The sequence below is a fragment of the Caulobacter sp. 05T431 genome (genome assembly GCF_056665975.1).
In genome coordinates, this window is sequence record NZ_JBFTKU010000020.1 from 20,186 (window position 1) to 33,286 (window position 13,101).

10 protein-coding genes and 1 pseudogene are annotated in these 13,101 nt (G+C 69.6%); 5 read left to right on the top strand and 6 right to left on the bottom strand.

The features are described 5' to 3' along the window. Positions 1-54: 54 nt before the first annotated feature. The 3 genes and pseudogenes from AC1U89_RS17695 to AC1U89_RS17705 all read left to right on the top strand — a co-directional run. Positions 55-513: pseudogene (locus AC1U89_RS17695) on the top strand (GAF domain-containing protein); the annotation flags it as partial. Next, complete coding sequence (locus tag AC1U89_RS17700; protein ID WP_479901048.1) at positions 514-2,541, top strand: PAS domain-containing protein; 2,028 nt, start codon at positions 514-516, stop codon at positions 2,539-2,541. It abuts the pseudogene before it with no gap. A gap of 82 nt (positions 2,542-2,623) precedes the next feature. Beyond that, the gene (locus AC1U89_RS17705; protein ID WP_479900984.1) at positions 2,624-4,567 is read left to right on the top strand and encodes a hypothetical protein; all 1,944 of its coding nucleotides are present in this window, start codon (positions 2,624-2,626) and stop codon (positions 4,565-4,567) included. Here the strand turns inward: AC1U89_RS17705 and AC1U89_RS17710 are convergent. The 5 genes from AC1U89_RS17710 to folK all read right to left on the bottom strand — a co-directional run bounded on the left by AC1U89_RS17710 (position 4,564) and on the right by folK (position 10,746). Continuing rightward, positions 4,564-6,810, bottom strand: coding sequence for a RelA/SpoT family protein (locus tag AC1U89_RS17710; protein ID WP_479900985.1), 2,247 nt, complete (start codon positions 6,808-6,810; stop codon positions 4,564-4,566). The two genes, AC1U89_RS17705 and AC1U89_RS17710, sit on opposite strands and share 4 nt — an antisense overlap. Positions 6,811-6,905: 95 nt before the next feature. Then, positions 6,906-7,265 carry a DNA-directed RNA polymerase subunit omega gene (gene rpoZ / locus AC1U89_RS17715; RefSeq protein ID WP_007671240.1) on the bottom strand — a complete coding sequence of 120 codons (360 nt, stop codon included), beginning with the start codon at positions 7,263-7,265 and terminating at the stop codon, positions 6,906-6,908. A gap of 154 nt (positions 7,266-7,419) precedes the next feature. Continuing rightward, positions 7,420-8,019, bottom strand: coding sequence for a YdeI/OmpD-associated family protein (locus AC1U89_RS17720; protein ID WP_479900986.1), 600 nt, complete (start codon positions 8,017-8,019; stop codon positions 7,420-7,422). A gap of 58 nt (positions 8,020-8,077) precedes the next feature. Continuing rightward, positions 8,078-10,126 carry a M13 family metallopeptidase gene (locus AC1U89_RS17725; protein ID WP_479900987.1) on the bottom strand — a complete coding sequence of 683 codons (2,049 nt, stop codon included), beginning with the start codon at positions 10,124-10,126 and terminating at the stop codon, positions 8,078-8,080. A gap of 86 nt (positions 10,127-10,212) precedes the next feature. After that, positions 10,213-10,746 carry a 2-amino-4-hydroxy-6-hydroxymethyldihydropteridine diphosphokinase gene (gene folK, locus AC1U89_RS17730; RefSeq protein WP_479900988.1) on the bottom strand — a complete coding sequence of 178 codons (534 nt, stop codon included), beginning with the start codon at positions 10,744-10,746 and terminating at the stop codon, positions 10,213-10,215. Positions 10,747-10,760: 14 nt separating this feature from the next. On the opposite strand from folK, the gene AC1U89_RS17735 reads away from it, so the two are divergent. After that, on the top strand, positions 10,761-11,369 hold the full coding sequence (locus AC1U89_RS17735; protein WP_479900989.1) for a LabA-like NYN domain-containing protein: 609 nt from the start codon (positions 10,761-10,763) through the stop codon (positions 11,367-11,369). A gap of 2 nt (positions 11,370-11,371) precedes the next feature. Next, positions 11,372-12,049 carry a uracil-DNA glycosylase gene (locus AC1U89_RS17740; protein ID WP_479900990.1) on the top strand — a complete coding sequence of 226 codons (678 nt, stop codon included), beginning with the start codon at positions 11,372-11,374 and terminating at the stop codon, positions 12,047-12,049. Between the two features lie 90 nt (positions 12,050-12,139). On the opposite strand, the gene AC1U89_RS17745 is transcribed toward AC1U89_RS17740, so the two are convergent. Next, positions 12,140-13,090, bottom strand: a complete 951-nt coding sequence (locus tag AC1U89_RS17745; protein WP_479900991.1) for an SMP-30/gluconolactonase/LRE family protein — start codon at positions 13,088-13,090, stop codon at positions 12,140-12,142. Positions 13,091-13,101: the final 11 nt, after the last annotated feature.

Here is a 13,101-nt window from a genome sequence, read left to right on the forward strand (position 1 = left end):
GGGTTTATGGCGTCGGTAAAGCCGTTGAGGCCTGGGGCGGGTGTCGTGACCATCATGGATGAGGCCGAGCGGGAAACGCGGGAGGCGCGACGCCTCCAGGCGCTGCGCCGCTACGAAATCCTCGACACGCCGCGCGAACCCGCCTTCGACGAGATCGCCCAGCTGGCGGCCGAGATCTGCGGCGCGCCCATCGCCGTGGTCAACCTGATCGACGAGGACCGGCAGTTCTTCAAGGCCGAGGTCGGGCTGGGCGTGCGCGAGACGCCGCTGGAGACCTCGTTCTGCGTCAAGGCCATCCTCGAGGACGACTTCCTGCTGGTGCCCGACGCCACGACCGACGCGCGGTTCCAGGGCAATCCGCTGGTGACGGGCGAGCCGGGCCTGCGCTTCTACGCCGGCGCCCTGCTCAAGACGCCCGAGGGGCTGCCGATCGGCACGCTGTGCGTGCTCGACACGGAAACCAAGACTCTGACCGCCCTGCAGCAGCGCACCCTGCAGGTCCTGGCCCGCCAGGTGATGAGCCAGCTGGACCTGCGACTGTCGCTCCGCAAGCGCGACGAGGATGCACGGCAGTACCGCACCCTGTTCGACTCGATGGACGAGGGCTTCTGCATCATCGAGTTCTTCGACGGCCCGCACGGGCCGCTCAGCGACTATGTCCACGTGGACGCCAACGCCGCCTACGCCCGCCATGCCGGCATCCCCKACGTGGTCGGTCAGAAGCTGCGCGAGATGGTCGGCGAAGAGGCGGACAGCTGGGCCGCGCGCTACGGCGACGTGCTGCGGACCGGCCAGCCGATCCGCTTCGAGCAGGAGCTGATCGCCACCGGCCGCCACCTGTCGCTGTCGTCCTTCCGGATCGAACCGCCTGACCGCCGGCAGGTGGCGGTGCTGTTCCAAGACGTCACCGAACGCCGCAAGGCGGAACTGGCCCTGCGCCAGCTGAACGAGACGCTGGAGGCTCGGGTCGCTTCGGCCCTGGCCGAACGCAGGATCCTGGCCGACATCGTCGAGGGCACCAACGCCTTCGTCCAGGTGGTCGATCTCGATTTCCGCTGGCTGGCCATCAACGGGGCGGCCGCGCGCGAGTTCGAGAGGATCTTCGGCCTGCGGCCCAAGGTCGGCGACAGCATGCTCGACCTGCTGGCCGACCAGCCCGAGAACCAGGCCCAGGTGCGCGAGGTCTGGACCCGCGCCCTGGCCGGCGAGGAGTTCGTCGAGGTCGCCGAGTTCGGCTCGGCCGATCGCGAACGCCGCTTCTACGAAATGCGGTTCGGCGTCCTGCGCGACGAGCACGGCGTCCAGACCGGCGCCTACCAGTTCGTCTACGACGTCACCGAGCGCCTGCTGGAGCAGGAGCGGCTGAAGGAGGCCGAGGACGCCCTGCGCCAGGCCCAGAAGATGGAGGCTGTCGGCCAGCTGACCGGCGGCCTGGCCCATGACTTCAACAACCTGCTGTCGGGCATAGCCGGCTCGTTCGAGATGATCGGCACGCGGCTGTCGCAGGGCCGCACGCGCGACGTCGAGCGCTACCTGGCGGCCGGCCAGGGGGCCGCGCGGCGGGCGGCCGCCCTGACCCACCGCCTGCTGGCCTTCTCGCGCCGCCAGACGCTGTCGCCCAAGCCCGTCGTGATCAACCGGCTGATGACCGAGCTGGTCGACCTGGTGCGGCGTACGGTGGGGCCGTCGATCGCCGTGGAGACCGTCGCCGCCGCCGGCCTGTGGCCGACCCTGGTGGACGCCAACCAGCTGGAAAACGCCCTGCTGAACCTGTGCATCAACGCCCGCGACGCGATGCCGGACGGCGGGCGCATCACCATCGAGACCGGCAACACCTGGCTGGACCGCCGCGCCGCCGCCGAGCGCGGCATCGAGCCGGGCCAGTACGTCACCGTCTGCGTCAGCGACACCGGCGTGGGCATGGAAAAGGCGATCCAGGAGCGGGTGTTCGACCCCTTCTTCACGACCAAGCCCATGGGCGAAGGCACGGGACTGGGCCTGTCGATGGTCTACGGCTTCGCCAAGCAGTCGCACGGCCACGTCCGCATCTATTCCGAGCTGGGCCACGGGACGATGGTCTGCATCTACCTGCCGCGCCATTTCGGCGAGGAGGAGATCGAGGAGGTCCTTCCCCTCGCCCCGTTCCCCCAGGCCAGCGCCGGCGAGACCGTCCTGGTGGTGGACGACGAACCGACCATCCGCATGCTGATCACCGACACCCTCGCCGAGCTGGGCTACGCCTGCGCCGAGGCGGCGGACGGCCCGGCGGGCCTGAAGGTCCTGCAGTCGGACGCCCGGATCGACCTGCTGATCACCGACGTGGGCCTGCCCGGCGGCCTGAACGGACGCCAGGTGGCCGACGCGGCGCGGGTGCTGCGCCCCGACCTCAAGGTGCTGTTCATCACCGGCTACGCCGAGAACGCGGTCCTCAACCACGGCCACATCCAGCCCGGCATGGAGGTGCTGACCAAGCCCTTCGCCGTCGCCGACCTGGCCGGACGGGTGGATCGGATGCTGCGGACGCGCTCGACGGGCGACTAGAGGCGACGCAACCTCACGCCTCCCCGCCCGACTTCACACGCCAAGGGTGTGTGCTAGACTTCGCCGTCATCGAGGGGCGAGCATGGCGGAGGGCCGCGAACGACAGGCGGCCCGACCGCGCAAGACCAGGCGCGCGCCGAAAACGCCGACCACCGCCGATCCGGTCGAGATCGCGATGGAGGCCGTGGGCGAAGACCCCGCGCCGGACAATCCCGCCCGCCAACTGCTGATCGATCAGAACCGGCTGATCCGCGCCCAGACCTCGCTGGCCGCCAACGAGCGTTTCCGCGCCCGGATCCTGGTCCTGCGCGACTGCGCCCTGACGGCGGGCGCGGTGCTGCTGCTGGCCCTCCTGGCCTGGACCATGTGGTCGGCCAGCCGCTCGACCGCCCTGGTCATCCAGCCGTTCCGCGCGCCGACGGACCTGGCCGCCCAGGGGATCGACGGCACGATGATCGCCGGCCAGGTGCTGGACCATCTGCAGACCAAGCAACGACAGACCCCGATCCCCGTCCCCGCCAACGCCACCCAGGGGAACTGGGGCGACGACCTGCGGATCGAGATCCCAGGGGCCGGCATATCCTTCGACGACGCCGAGCACTGGCTGCGACGCCGGTTGGGCCACGAGACCGTGGTCGCCGGCGACGTCTGGCGGCCGGCGCCCGGACAACTGACCCTGACCGTCCGCACCGCCAAGGGCGCGGCCACCTTCACCGGCGCCGACGGCGACCTCGATCGCCTCGCCGACCAGGCCGCCGACGCCGTCTACGGCCAGACCCAACCCTTGCGCTTCGCCTGGTACCTCTACGACCACGACCGCCTGCCTGAAGCGCTGAAGGTCATCGAGAGCCACGCCCTTACGGGCCCCTTGGACGAACGCCCCCGCGCCTTCGCCAATTGGGGGGTGATGGTTTCCCAGAGCGGCGACGAGGCGCGCGGTTTGGCGCTGATCCAAAACGCTCTCCTGCTCGATGACCGCGTGGCGACGGTCTGGAGGCTCCAGGCCGCGGTGCTCTTTCCCAGGGGCCGATGGGAAGAGGCGCTCGCCGCCAACCAACGCTTTCTCGATCTTGTTCGCTTTGGCGGTCGGCGCGAGGCCGTCTTGCCCGAGGGCATGGCGGTCTGGAAACACCAGGCGCGTTGGATGATCGGAGAGGCGAAGGGCGACTACAGGGCCGTCGCGGCGGCGCTGGCGGAGGACAGCCACGACACGGTGTACAATACCGCGGTCGTCGCACGACGCCGGCAGGCTCGTTTCCTGGCGCTGGCCCACGACCTGGGTGAAGCACGACGGTTGAACGGCGGCGTCGCCAGCGGCGCCGGCGTCTTGAGCCAGGCCGCCACCAGCGACGGCGTGCTGCGGCGCGCCCAGGCGGACCTGGCGATCCACAGCCAACTGGACGATTGGCCGGCCGCCCTGAGCGACCTGGAACAGGTGGAGCAGGCCTTTGGCCCCATCCGCCTCCGGATGCCGGGCGTACGGCGCTCCGTCGATGTCGATCGGACGATCATCCTGGCCCAGTTGGGTCGCCACGCCGAGGCCAAGGCCGTGGGCGCGACCCTGGCGTCCGACTGCTATCCCTGCCTGGTCGCCCGGGGCCGGGCGGCGACCCTGGCCGGCGACGCGGCCGCGGCCGACCGCCTTTTCGCCGAGGCGGCGCGGCAAGGCCCTTCCCTGCCTCACGCCTTCAACGCTTGGGGTCGGGCCAAGCTGGCGCGCGGGGACGCCGATGGGGCCATCGCCCTGTTCCAGACCGCCCAGGCCAAGGGTCCGCGCTGGGCCGATCCGCCTCACTATCGCGGCGAGGCCCTGCTGGCCAAGGGCGACGCCCGGCGCGCCGTCGACGCCTTCAAGACCGCCGACCGGATGGCCCCGCAGTGGGGTCGCAATCATCTGCTGTGGGGAGAAGCCCTGGCCAGGCTGGGCAAGGCCGGGCAAGCCAGGCGGCAGTTCGAGCTGGCGCGTGGACTGGACCTGTCGACGGCGGATCGGGCGCGCGTCGATCGCGCCCTGGCCGGCGCCTAGCCCCGCGTCCGGTCCACCGTCTCCACGGTCGGGCAGGTGCGCAGCGCCGCCGAGATGTTGGTCAGGTGCTTGGCGTCCCGCACCTCGACGTCGATGTCGACGTCGAAGAAGTCGCTCTGCCGGTGGTGCATGCGCAGGTTGACGATGTTGCCGCCGGCCTCGCCGATGATCGTGCAGACCTGGCCCAGCACGCCCGGCGCGTTGCCGATGGTGGCGTGCAGGCGGGCCAGGGACACGGTCTCGCGCTCGGCCTCGGGCGTCCAGTTCAGGTCGCGCCAGAGGTCCTCGCGGTCCTCGTATTCGGCCAGCTTGGGGCAGTCGATCGTGTGGACGTCCAGGCCCTCACCGTCCTCGCGCACGATGCCGACGATGCGGTCGCCCGGCACGGGGCTGCAGCAGTGGGCGAAGTGCAGCGAGACGCCGGGGGTCAGGCCGCCGCCGCGCACATAGAGCCGGGCGGCCGTGGCGCCCTCGATCTTGCGGCGCGCCGTGGCCTCGGCCATCACCGCGTCCTTCATGCCCGGGAAGGCCGTCTCCAGCACCTGGCCCGGCAGGACCCTGCCGCGCCCGACGGCGTCGAACAGTCCGTCCTCGGTCTCCAGGGCGAAGCGCTCCAGGATCGGCCGCAGCGACACGTCCTTCAGCTTCTTGCCGGCCCGCTCGAACACCTGCTCCACCGAGGCCCGGCCCAGGCGCAGGAACTCTTCCTTCTCGGTCTGGCGGATGTGACGGCGGATGGCCGAGCGGGCGCGGCCGGTCACAGTCAGCGAGCGCCAGTCCGGCGGCACGACGGGCTTGGAGCCCCGCACCACCTCGACCACGTCGCCGTTGTTGAGCAGGGTGCGCAGCGGCTTGAGCTCGCCGTTGATCTTCACCCCGATGCAGGTGTCGCCGACGCTGGTGTGGACCGCATAGGCGAAGTCCAGCGGCATGGCCCCGCGCGGCAGGCTGACCAGCTTGCCCTTGGGGGTGAAGACGAACACCTGGTCCAGGAACATCTCGAGCTTGGCGTGTTCGACCAGCTCCTCGGCGTCGCCGCCGTGCTCCAGCACTTGGACCAGCTGGCGCAGGTTGGCCAGGGGATCGCGGCCGCCGGCGGCCTCCATGCCTTCCAGGTCCAGGCCGTACGAGGCGTCCTTGTAGCGGAAGTGGGCGGCCACGCCGTCCTCGTTGACCCGGTCCATGGCCTCGGTGCGGATCTGCATCTCGATGCGCATGCCGCGCGGCCCCACCACCGTGGTGTGCAGCGAGCGGTAGTTGTTGCGCTTGGGGGTCGAGATGAAGTCCTTGAAGCGGTCGGGCACACTGGACCAGGCGCGATGCACCACGCCCAGGGCGCGGTAGCAGTCCTCCTCGGAGTCGACGATCACGCGGAAGGCGTAGATGTCGGACATCTGCGAGAAGCCGATCGATTTGCGCTGCAGCTTGCGCCAGATCGAATACGGCGACTTCTCGCGGCCGAAGACCCGGGCGGGCAGGCCGGCCGATTCCAGGCGTGCTGAGATTTCCTGGCTGACCAGGGCCACCGCCCCGCCCTGTTCGGCGCGCAGGGTGTCCAGGCGCCGGATGATCGCGTTGCGGGCCACCGGATTGGTGTGCTCGAACGACAGCTCCTCCAGCTCGGTGCAGATGCGGTGGCAACCGATGTTGCGGGCCAGGGGCGCGTAGATGTCGCGCGTCTCGCGGGCGATGCGCTCGCGCTTGGCCTGGCTCTTGATGTAGTGCAGCGTCCGCATGTTGTGCAGACGGTCGGCCAGCTTGACCAGCAGGACGCGGACGTCCTTGGAGATGGCCAGGATGAACTTGCGCAGGTTCTCGGCCTGGCGCGCGTGCTCGGCCTGCAGTTCCAGCTTCGAAAGCTTGGTGACGCCCTCGACCAGCTCGGCGATCTCCTCGCCGAACAGCTTGGCGATCTCCTCCTTGGTGACCGGGGTGTCTTCGATCACGTCGTGCAGCAGGGCCGTGACGATGGTCGCGGTGTCCAGCCGGTATTCGGTGAGGATGCCGGCCACCTCGATCGGGTGGGCGTAGTAGGGGTCGCCGCTGGCCCGGGTCTGCGAGCCGTGCATGCGCATGGCGTAGACATAGGCGCGGTTCAGCAGGGCTTCGTCGGCCGTCGGATCGTAGGCGTGGACGCGCTCGATCAGCTCGTACTGGCGGAGGAACTTCTGGCGGGGCTTGGGAGGAGCCGCGGCCGGAGCGGGCGCGGGGCCATCATTGGCGGGGGGAGCGGCCGGAGCCACAGACGAAGACGCGCCCGATTCGGAATCGGGCGCGCGTTCGGAAGGAGCGGCGGCGGGCGCCGCTTCGAGAGTGAGAGGGTCTGCGCCGTCGGGGCTCAGTACCGCTCCTCCTGACCGCCGTCGCGGTCGCTCTGCAGGGCGCGAACGAGTTCGAGTTCGCTCATCTGCATGTGGGTGGGATCGGCCAGCAGGGCGAGGGTTTCGGCCTCTTCCTCGGCTTCGGTGTGCTCATCGACGCGTTGCAGCGTGGTGATCAGCTGTTCCTTGAGGCCCTCGTGATCGACCACGTCGTCGGCGATCTCGCGCAGGGCGACGACGGGGTTCTTGTCGTTGTCGCGATCGACGAGCAGCGAGGCGCCGGCCGAGATGCCGCGCGCCCGATGGGCGGACAGCAGGACCAGAGCGAAGCGGTTCGGGACCTTCTCGACGCAATCTTCGACGGTGACGCGGGCCATGAATTCCTCGGGCTGTGAGCCTTGGTTATCGCAAAATAGGGTCTCAGGCGGCGTTACACAACGCCGCATCGGTAGAGTCCCGGCTTTCGCGAGGGGGCGCTTATGCCGTGTTCGTCCGGAGAAGTCCAGCGGAACGGCGCGCAGGCGCCCCGCCCTAGCGGTTCTTCTGCGGATGGATCGTCTCGCCGCGCTCCAGCATGGCGACGAAGGTCTCGATCTTCTTTTTCCGTCCGGCCTCGGTCTTCATGTTGTGCGTGCGGAAGGCCAGGGCGAAGCGGTTCTGCGCCGACAGCTTGGCCAGCATCGCCTTGGCGGCCGGGCTGGCGTCGATCGCGGCCTGCAGGTCGTCGGGGATCTTCATGGCCTTGCCGGCGGCGTAGGCCCGGTCCCAGCGCCCGTCGGCCTTGGCCGCCTCGACCTCGCGCAGGCCGTGCGGGGTCATCCGTCCCTCGTCGACCAGGCGGGCAACGTTGTCGACGTTGATCTGGCTCCAGATGCTCTTCCGGCCGCGCGGCGTGTAGCGCTGGAGGAAGCTCTTGTCGTCGAAGGCCTTGCGGACCGCGTCGATCCAGCCCCAGCACAGCACCACGTCGATCGCCTGCTTGGCGTTGATCGAGGGCAGGCCGGAGTCGACCTTGTGGATCTTTATCCAGACCTCGTCCTGCTTGTCGTGGTGACGCGAGAGCCAGTCATAGAAGGCGTCGGCGTCGACGAATTCGCGGACGTGGTCGGGGTTGACCTTGATCGGGGCCATGGGCGGTTCTCGGGCAAGAGCGTCCCGGGCGCGAGGCCCGGGACCTGAGGAACCTGCCCTACCAGACCTTCACACGCTTTTCTGGCGGCAGGTACAGCGCGTCGCCCGGCTTGATGTCGAAGGCGGCGTACCAGGCGTCGAGGTTGCGCACGGTGTCGGCGCGGTACTGGTCGGGGGCGTGGCCGTCGGTGACCAGTTGCTGGCGCAGAGCCTCGGGCCGGTCATAGCCGCGCCAGCTCTGGGCGAAGGCCAGGAAGAACCGCTGGTCGCCGGTCAGGCCGTCGATCACCGGGGCCGGCTTGCCGCCCAGCGAGGCGTGGTAGGCGTCCAGGGCGGCGGCCAGGCCGGCGACGTCGGCGATGTTCTCGCTCAGCGTCTGCTTGCCGTTCACGGCCAGGTCGGGGAACGGCTTGTAGCCGTCGAACTGGTCGGCCAGGGCCACGCCGGCCTTCTGGAAGTGGTCGTAGTCGCTGGGCGTCCACCAGTTGCGCAGGCGGCCCTGGCTGTCGAACTGGGCCCCCTGGTCGTCGAAGCTGTGGCTGACCTCGTGGCCGATCGTGGCGCCGGTGCCGCCATAGTTGGCCGCCGCGTCGAACGCGGCGTCGAAATAGGGCGACTGCAGGATGGCGGCCGGGAAGTTCAGGCCGTTCAGCATCGGCAGGTTCACGGCGTTGACGGTCTGGGGCGTCATCACCCACTGACCCCGGTCGACCGGCTTGCCCAGCTGGCTGATCCAGTAGGCGGTCTCGAACTTCTCCGAGCGCTGCACGTTGCCGACCGGGTCGCCGCGTACGATCTCCAGGGCCGTATAGTCGCGCCACGTGTCGGGATAGCCGACGCCGACCTTCAGCACCTCGACCTTGCGGCGGGCCTCGGCCTTGGTGGCCGGGTCCATCCAGTCCAGGCCGTCGATGCGGCGCACGAACGAGGCCTTGATGTTGTCGACCATGGTCGCGACCTCGGCCTTGGACTGGGCCGGGAAGTACTTCTCGACATAGAGCTTGCCGACCACCTCGCCCAGCACGGCGTTGGTCGAATTGACCCCGCGCTTCCAGCGGGCCGCCAGCTGCGGCGTGCCCGACAGGGCGTTGCCGTAGAAGGCGAAGCGCTCGTCGACGAACGCCTTGGGCAGCAGGTTCGAATAGTGATCGAGGTAGTGGAAGGCCAGGTAGTCCTTCCAGGTATCGACGCTCTCGTCGGCGGCGGCCTTGCCCAGGCCGACGACCATGGTCGGATGCCAGACGATGAAGCGCGGCTGGCCGCCCAGGCCGGCGGCGGTGAAGAAGGTCTTCCAGTCCAGCCCAGGGGCCTTGGTCGCGAAGTCGGCCTGGGTCCAGCTGTTGTTGGCCTTCTGGACGTCGGCGCTGTCGGCGCGGCTGCCCGAGGCCTGGGCCAGCTTGGTCTCCAGCGCCATGATCCGGGCGGCCTTGGCCTCGGCGTCGGCGACGCCGCCCAGGGCCAGGACCTTGGCGATGTGGGCCTGATACTTGGCCCGGACGGTCTTCATCGCGTCCTTGTCGGACAGGTAGTATTCGCGGTCGGGCATGCCCAGGCCGCCCTGCAGCAGGAACGGCGCGTACTTGCTGGTGTCGTCGAAGGCCGGCGAGGCCCACAGGCCCAGGACGTTGTCTGTGTAGAAGTCGGTGGCGTTCAGGGCGTCGACGTCGGCGCGGACGTTGCCGCCCAGCACCTTGGCCAGGTCCGTGCGGGTCTTGATCGCCGCGATCCGCGCCAGGCCCGCCTGCATCGGCGCCAGGCCCGCCTTCTCGATGGCCGCCTCGTCCATGTAGCTGGCGTAGTAGTCGCCCACCTTCTTGGCGTCCGCTGAACCGCCCGCCTTGGCCGCGTCCTGGATCAGGTCGACCGTGCGCTTGGCGGTCTTCTCGACCAGGATGGCGCCGACGCCGTAGCTGCTGCGATCGGGCGGGATCGGGTTGGCCTTGATCGCCGTCCCGTTGGCGTAGGTCCAGAACTCGTCGCCCGGCTTGACCGAGGTGTCGAAGGCCGACTTGTCGACACCGCTCTGGAGGTCGGCCGCGAAGGCCGGAGCGGAGGACAGCAACGCGCCGACGGCGGCGCAGGCGAGCAGCGTACGGGTGAAGGTCATGAAGGATGGTCCCCAGGGGGCGCGGGCGCGAAGGCGCTCAGCACGATTTGGCGCGGACTATCGAACCGGCTTCGTCGGGGGGCGAATTAAAGTTTGGCAATGTCGGCGGGAACGGCGTCCGTCCCCACCGTCGCCGCCGCCGCCAGCTCGGTCGCCGTGCGCCCGCTGACCGGATGCCGCCAGTCCGGCGCGATCTCCGCCAGCGGGCCCATCACGAACAGCCGCTCGTGCGCCCGGGGATGCGGGACGACCACCGCGCCCTCCAGGACCATCCGGCCGTGGGCGATCAGGTCCAGGTCCAGGGTGCGCGGGGCGTTGGGCTCGGCGCGGACCCGGCCGAAGCGGGCTTCGATGCGGTGCAGGACCGCCAGGACCGCCTCGGCCGGCAAGGTCGTCTCGACCAGCGCCACCCCGTTCAGATAGGCCGGCGCGGTCGGGTCGGGCCAGGCGGCCGAGGTCCACCAGGACGAGCGCGCGGTCACCGCCAGCCCCTCGGCCGCCAGGGCCGCGACGGCCGCCTCCAGCAGGGCCTCGCGACTCGGGTATGATCCAGGCAGGCTGCAGCCCAGGGCGACCACCACCGCCTGGTCCGACTGATTTTGATCGAACTGATTTTTCAAGGAATTCCGATCACGTGACCTTCTACCCGACCGAGCGCCTGGCGCTGTTCATCGACGGGGCCAATTTCTTTTCCGCCGCCAAGGCCCTGGGCTTCGACATCGACTACCGCAAGCTGCTGGACGAGTTCCGCAAGCGCGGTGTGCTGGTGCGCGCCTATTACTACACCGCCATCGCCGAGAACGAGGAGTATTCCCCGATCCGGCCGCTGGTCGACTGGCTGGACTACAACGGCTTCACCCTGGTGACCAAACCGGCCCGCGAGTTCACCGACAGCCAGGGCCGCAAGCGCTGGCGCGGCGACATGGACATCGAGATCGCCGTCGACATGATGGAGATGGCCGCCACGGTCGACCACCTGGTGCTGTTCTCGGGCGACGGCGACTTCCGCGCCCTGGTCGAGGCCGTGCAGCGCAAGGGCCGCCGGGTCACGGTGGTGTCCACCATGAAGAGCCAGCCGCCGATGACCAGCGACGACCTGCGCCGCCAGGCCGACAACTTCGTGGACCTGGCGGACCTGGGCAACATCATCGGCCGCCCGCAGCGGTCGGGCGGCCTCCCCCGCTTCGTCACCGAGCCGGCGCGTGGTCCCGCCGCCCACGACGACGACGGCGACGAGGACTGACCATGGCCCAACACTCCAACATCCCCGGCGAGGTCGTCCCCTCGCCCGCCGAACCGCCGCGCGACTGCCCGCTGTGCCCGCGCCTGGTGGCCTATCGCCGCGAGAATAAGGACCTGTATCCCGACTGGTTCAACGGCCCGGCCCCGTCGTTCGGCGATCATGACGCCCGCCTGCTGGTCGTGGGCCTGGCCCCCGGCCGCAAGGGCGCCAACCGCACCGGCCGACCGTTCACCGGCGACTATGCCGGGACCCTGCTCTACGACACCCTGATCAAGTACGGCTTCGCCACCGGCAGGTTCGAGGCCCGGCCGGACGACTCCCTGAAGCTGATCGGCGCGGCCGTGACCAACGCCGTCCGCTGCGCCCCGCCCGGCAACAAGCCCGAGACGTCCGAGGAGAACAACTGCCGGCCGTTCCTGACGGCGCGGCTGGAGATGTTCCCCAAGCTGAAGGCCATCGTCACCCTGGGCGACGTCTCGCGCCGCAACTTGCTGAAGGCCCTGGGCCTGAAGGCCTCGGCGGGCCTGCCCGGCCACGGCACCGAGTTCCAGGCCGGGCCCTATCGGGTGTTCAACAGCTACCACTGCTCGCGGCTGAATACGAACACGGGGCGGCTGACCACGCCGATGTTCGAGGAGCTGTTCGCGCGGGTGAAGGCGTATCTGGACGGCAATCCCTAGGCGCCGCGCCTCAAGGTGGGGACAGACACTCACGGTAAGGCCTTGCCGGAATGGCGACGCGCATCGAGTGAGTGTCTGTCCCCTAAGTCGTCACCAAACCAACCCAACAGTCTTCAGCCGCACACGCGCCAGGGTGTGGTTCGAGGCCAGGAACAGGGTCGAGCCGTCCTCGCCGAACGCGCAGTTGGCGATGGCCGTGCCGGTCTCGATCACCCCGATCAACTCGGCGTCCGGCGTCAACACCAGCACCCCGCCCGGCCCCGTGGCGTAGAGCCGCCCTTCGGTGTCCAGGCACATGCCGTCCGGCAGGCCCGCCCCGCCCGCCTCGCGCAACGGCATGGCGTCGAAGAACAGGGCCTTGCTCGTCGGCAGGCCGTCCGGCCCCAGGTGGTAGACCACCAGCTGGGGGCCGTGCGGATCGGAGACCGAGACGTACAGCCGCCGCTCGTCCGGCGACAGGGCGATCCCGTTCGGGAAGGTCAGCTCGGCGTCCAGCAGGTCCAGGCCGCCGCCCGGCCGCAGGCGGTAGACGCCGTTGAAGTCCAGCTCGCGCAGCGGCGAGGCGTTGCGGCCTTTCAGGCCGTAGGTCGGATCGGTGAAGTAGATCGCGCCCGACTTGGCGACCGCCAGGTCGTTGGGGCTGTTGAACCGCTTGCCCTCCCAGCGGTCGATCACGAACGTCTTCTTCTTGGTCTTCAGGTCGATCCGGGCCAGGGCCCGGTTGCCGTGATCGCAGGCCAGCAGGAAACCGGCGGCGTCCAGCGCCATGCCGTTCTGGCCCGGCTCGGCGAAGGCGTCGGTGGGCGGGCCGTCATAGCCGGACGGGTTGAGGAACTCGGACAGGCCGTCCGCCTGGCTCCAGCGGTACATGACGTTGCCCGGTACGTCCGAGAACACCAGGTAGCCGCCGTCGCGAACCCAGACCGGCCCCTCCGACCAGATGAAGCCGTCGGCCAATTGCTGGATCTGGGCGTCCGGCGCGATCACGGCGTCGAGCTTCGGGGAAAGGCGGTGGATCCGGCCGACGACGGGATAGGTCATGGTGGAACCCA

Bases quoted from the DNA above. Each gene is read 5' to 3' on its own strand.
- AC1U89_RS17745 (WP_479900991.1), bottom strand. From the start codon at position 13,090: ATGACCTATCCCGTCGTCGGCCGGATCCACCGCCTTTCCCCGAAGCTC.
- rpoZ (WP_007671240.1), bottom strand. From the start codon at position 7,265: ATGGCCCGCGTCACCGTCGAAGATTGCGTCGAGAAGGTCCCGAACCGC.
- AC1U89_RS17705 (WP_479900984.1), top strand. From the start codon at position 2,624: ATGGCGGAGGGCCGCGAACGACAGGCGGCCCGACCGCGCAAGACCAGG.
- AC1U89_RS17725 (WP_479900987.1), bottom strand. From the start codon at position 10,126: ATGACCTTCACCCGTACGCTGCTCGCCTGCGCCGCCGTCGGCGCGTTG.
- AC1U89_RS17740 (WP_479900990.1), top strand. From the start codon at position 11,372: ATGGCCCAACACTCCAACATCCCCGGCGAGGTCGTCCCCTCGCCCGCC.
- AC1U89_RS17720 (WP_479900986.1), bottom strand. From the start codon at position 8,019: ATGGCCCCGATCAAGGTCAACCCCGACCACGTCCGCGAATTCGTCGAC.